The sequence below is a fragment of the Gilliamella sp. HK2 genome, from assembly GCF_001690265.1.
GTDB lineage: Bacteria > Pseudomonadota > Gammaproteobacteria > Enterobacterales > Orbaceae > Gilliamella > Gilliamella apicola_C.
This window is the reverse complement of sequence record NZ_LZGV01000108.1, coordinates 1-4,125: the sequence shown is the minus strand read 5'-3', so window position 1 is coordinate 4,125 and position 4,125 is coordinate 1. Positions and strand designations below refer to the sequence as shown.

Below are 4,125 nucleotides of genomic sequence, written 5' to 3'. Positions count from 1 at the left end.
GATGCACGCATTACACCAAATTTTGACAGGAACACTGATATATTCAACACAACGAAAAAAAGGTCTACCGCCACCTACTTTTACAGAAAGGGATTTAAAGGAAGCGCTACGCCGAAGTTGGGCCGCAGAGCGGATAGGGCATTTACTGGTAAAATATGAAAGTGAATGGTATGCCGATGAAGCATTAAGCAAATGGAACGAAGTTGATGAACTGTTTGAAGAAGAGAGACAACAGAAAAAAGAGATGATTGAAGCAGGCTTAAACGAGCTCGGCATCACCCAACCTTACCTACGTGATTATGTCTTCAAGTTGGTGGACGAAGCGTTTAAATATATTCAAACTAATTGGAAAATAGAAAAAGAGCAACGCATTAAACCGTCACTGTGGTGGAAAGAAGTGGCACAAGCACAAGCTCAAAACCCAACCGCAAACACTGATGCCAATACCCCTAAACTGTCCAATCTATCCGCAGACGGCAAGGCATGGTTTATTCATCCCGTGGCAATGGTGGATTATTTTAAAATAATTGAAAAAAAGAAGTGTTGGGCAGAAAGTCCGTTTGCTTTATTATTAGGAAAAGTAGAATCCAATAATGATTATTCAGCTTATAACCAAACCAAACCAAAATTAAGGGCTTTTTTTAATACTAACTTGACCTCTATGACAATAGAAGAATTAATTGATAAGCAGACAAAAAGGGAAATATTTGCTGCAGGACGTTTTCAAATAATTCCACAAACTTTAAAAGCTGCTGTAGCTTATTTAAAGTTAGATTTATCACTGAAATATAATAAAGAAACACAAGATACTTTATTTGAAGAATATTTAATAAAAATTAAAAGAAAAAACATAATAAAATATTTAGAACATAATGGTGATATTGAAGATGCAATTTATGATTGGGCTAAAGAGTTTGCATCAGCTGGGGTACGTAAAGGTAAAGCAATAAGTGGAGGACGAGTTGCTGCTTTTGAAGGTTCATCATACTACCAAGGTGATGGATTAAATTCGGCTCATATACTTCCAGATCAAATGGTTGAAGCATTGAGAGAATCAAAAAACGGAAATTGGAGATAAATATGAAAATATTTAAGTATTCTATTTTATGTTTTATTCTGTTTTCAACTAGTTATACTTGCATAGCTCAAGAGAAAGAGCATATTAACTTAAATTTTAACGATTTTACTATTAAAACTAAAACAAAAATAAAAATAAAAAATGCAAACTTTGCTTATCATTATTTAGTAAAGGTCTATGGATGTGGCGGTGGTGCTATTTGCGGAGAAATTAGCAACTTACTATCAAACAAAGTTATTGGTTTACCTAATGCTTATTTAATAGAAGATGAAAATGGAGAAAACGAGTTTTTAATAGAATATCATTTAGATAGTAGCTTGATTGTTATTTCTGGAATAATAGCAGATCCTGATGAAAATGAAGATAAAAACGGTTACAGAAAAAGATACTATAATTTTATTAATGATCAACTAGTGTTAATTAGTTCAATAAAAGAGGATTAGCGCAATAGTTTTTGCTTAATCTGACATTTAAGTTATTTTATAACCAAAAAGTAGCCATGCCATTGAAATTAATTCTAAGCAAACAAAAAATATAGACCATTATTAATTATTGATGATCGCATTATTTATATGTTGCATTTAGAATATTATTCAGGTGAAAACGCTTTAGATTTGAAAAATCCATTCACCAATAGAGCAAACTTACCATACCAGAAGTGTGCAGGTTTATTAGACCCTCTAATTATTAAAAGAAGGGTACAGTAACAGCTTTGGGCTGACCCTGAATAATTAGGAATAAAAGTATGAAAAATATTATATTAAAAATCTTATTATTAATTTTATTATCACAAGTTGTTTATGCATCAGATTTTGATTCAAATAACAATTATTATAGATTAATCAATGAGAAATTAACTCCTGAAACAGACAAAAACATAAAAAAATCATTAAGTAATTTGATTATAGATAATCAGCAAAAGATAACCTTTTTAGGTTGCGATTTTAAAGAATTAACTGGAAGTGAAGGCGATATAAATAATGAATTAAATAAACATAATTTTTTTAAAAATTATAGTGATGAATTAAAAGAATATCATCTAACCACTACTAATTTCGCTAAAATTTATACAAATGATAGAGATAGTTTATCAGAAATTTGTAACCGTAATGATTACATGAATATTATCCAACTTGATAACAATGAATTAATGGTTACTTATAAAAAACAATTAGTTTTTTACCAACGGTTACCAGAACAAGAAGAGAAAAACCTTAATAATTATTATAGTAATACAAAATGTATTGCATTAGAACAAGTTGATATGAGTTATACGGATATTTGCTATTATAACAATATGACTATTTTGGATGTTTATAATGCAATGAGTTTTGATCTTGATAAGGTATTTAGAAAGAAAATTAAAGTGGGCGAAAATTTCTCTGTTAACTATGAGGACCGAGATGTGGATATTGATTACAAATGGTATGGTAAAAATAAACTAGAAATTACTCAATATTTTCAAGGAGGCATAACAACTTATACTTTTATTTATCAGAACGGTAAAACAAAATTAATAACAGTTCTCTCTCCTGATTAATTATAAAAAATAAGAAAGATAAAACTTAGCACACATAGAACTCTTTACCTGTGATGATTTACCTGAATTTATCAATAATATCTGAGTATTAGCAGATAAATTACCAGAAAGAAAAAAGACAATTTTGTTAGTGGAATGAGACGCAAAAACTAATTCAAGCATCTAAAACAACTGTTTTTTTACCAGCAAGGTCGGGGGGATAAAATTTGTCAGGGATACGAGTCATTATTACGTTAAAGTCAAACCAGAATATACATTGTGGTTATTAGCAAACACTTGATCACGTATGTAATCGTTTTAAAAGTGAAAGGTGATGATTTGCGCGCATCTCGAAACGATTATACGTTGGAGTTTTCAGGAAAAGGGAAAAATGAGTTTGTACAAGCGAGCGATTTTGATATAAACAGTGATTATTTTTATATTCGATATTGCCATTTACATGAAGATCTAAAAGTATCTGGAATACAAAAAGGTACCAAAGTTAAAGCTGGTGATCATATCGGTTATACATCCGACACAGGAAATGCGAAAGGGCTTCCTAATACTCATTTACATTTAGAAATTGCTATGAATATTGATAATATCGTGTATATACTGGAAATATAGGTGATAGAAAAGTAGAAATTTATATGTATGCTATCTCTGACGATGATTTTCACATTATTTGCGTTGATAATGAAACACACGAAATTACATACTTAGGATTACCTAAAAGAATAGATGATAACTATTATTTTAAAAACTATTCTATTAATTTAAAAGATAACATAAATTCGTTGATTATAAAAAACTTTGATTTTAGCGAAAATCAAACAAAATCCCAAAACGATTTTTTAATAGGATCTTTAAATGAATTTGGTGATTTTAAGTTGAAAAAAGTTTTTGAATATAACGTAATCTGGAATAATGGTAATGAAAAAAACTATAAAGACTCTAAAAAGTTAGTCAATAACACAGAATTTAAAAATATTGAATTTTTACAAATGAATTCAACCAAAGAATTCTATTTTAAAGTTTTAATATCTAAAGAGAGGAAAGGAGAAATTACGATCACGGGAGTTAACGTATATAGTAAAAAGAACGGCAAGTTAGTACAGACAATTAATAATATAAAAGGTTATGGTTTTTTTGCTTTTAATGCGATTCAAATAGGCGATTTTGATTTTGATGGTAATGAAAATGATTTTTTACTTGCTGATGGCGAAACACATGCGGCTAATGTCCCACAAACCTATTACATTTATGATGGATTGCAAAATAAATTTATTGATCCTAATTTAGAAGGATATACCATTCGTTTTGATTCAGAAAAAAAAATCGCGACTAGTACTAAAACTTGCGGTAATGAATTTATAGATCCAACAAGTATCACCATAAATAAAATGTATTATTTTAATGAAAACACTAAAAAATATAATTATTTAGATCAATATTGTATTGCTTATGATAATAAAAAGTTTTTTCAAAAAAAGTGTACTAAAAAAGAAAGACAAGATTGTGAAAAGGC

4 protein-coding genes and 1 pseudogene are annotated in these 4,125 nt (G+C 29.2%); all 5 read left to right on the top strand.

Annotation, left to right across the window (positions count from 1 at the left end; translation table 11 throughout):
• Positions 1-1,078, top strand: a pseudogene (locus A9G45_RS14530) (hypothetical protein); the annotation flags it as partial.
• 2 nt (positions 1,079-1,080) lie between these two features.
• Positions 1,081-1,521: a hypothetical protein gene (locus A9G45_RS12835; RefSeq protein ID WP_065568033.1), complete on the top strand. Its 441-nt coding sequence runs from the start codon at positions 1,081-1,083 to the stop codon at positions 1,519-1,521.
• Positions 1,522-1,823: 302 nt separating this feature from the next.
• Positions 1,824-2,618: a hypothetical protein gene (locus A9G45_RS12830; protein WP_065568032.1), complete on the top strand. Its 795-nt coding sequence runs from the start codon at positions 1,824-1,826 to the stop codon at positions 2,616-2,618.
• 318 nt (positions 2,619-2,936) lie between these two features.
• Positions 2,937-3,224, top strand: coding sequence for a M23 family metallopeptidase (locus A9G45_RS12825; RefSeq protein ID WP_176701644.1), 288 nt, complete (start codon positions 2,937-2,939; stop codon positions 3,222-3,224).
• A 23-nt stretch (positions 3,225-3,247) separates the two neighbouring features.
• On the top strand, positions 3,248-4,125 hold an 878-nt coding region (locus A9G45_RS12820; RefSeq protein ID WP_141673692.1), incomplete at its 3' end, for a hypothetical protein.